This window comes from Paenibacillus sp. N119s (assembly GCF_059447605.1).
The window spans coordinates 1-688 of the sequence record NZ_JCAJRU010000481.1 but is presented as its reverse complement, the minus strand read 5'-3'; the positions used below and the strand labels follow the sequence as shown (position 1 = coordinate 688).

Here is a 688-nt window from a genome sequence, read left to right as displayed (position 1 = left end):
CGGCTCGAACCAAAGCCCGAATTTAAGTCCCAATTGATTGATACGTTTCGCAACATCCGCGAGTCCGTCTGGCAGCTTCCGACGATCCTCATACCAATCACCGAGAGACGAATTGTCAGAATCCCGTTTGCCGAACCAACCGTCATCCAGGACGAAGAGTTCGATGCCTAGCTCTGCCCCCTCTTTCGCTATCGATACCAGTTTATCTGCATTGAAGTCAAAATAGGTAGCTTCCCAGTTATTGACCAGAATAGGGCGTTCTTCATCCCGATATGTCCCTCGGCAAAGCCGAGTCCGATACAAGCGATGATATGTACGCGACATATCTCCCAGCCCTTGACTGGAGTAAACCATAACAGCTTCTGGCGTTTGGAAGCTCTCCCCTGGGTTCAGTAACCATGAAAAGTCAAAGGAATTGACGCCAATGCTAAACCGTGTGGAACCAAATGAATCTAATTCCGCTCCCGCCTCAAATCCCCCGCTGTACACAAGGCTAAAGCCGAATGCCTCACCATGGCGTTCTGTTGTCTCCTGCGTGACCAATGCAGTAAAAGGATTAAGCTGGTGACTGCTCATGCCCCTTTTACTATCAATTCGGGTCTCCCCTTGCAGAATCGGTTTGCGGGTAATATTCCCCTCCCGTGCCCATGCTCCTGAAAGGTACATGAACTCTAAATCGCTTTTTCCC

1 protein-coding gene is annotated in these 688 nt (G+C 49.9%); it reads right to left on the bottom strand.

Going from position 1 to position 688, the window contains the following annotated elements; all coding sequences use genetic code 11:
• A partial coding sequence (locus AC5V8P_RS25880) for an alpha-galactosidase (RefSeq protein WP_495474093.1) occupies positions 1 to 688 on the bottom strand: 688 nt, incomplete at both ends.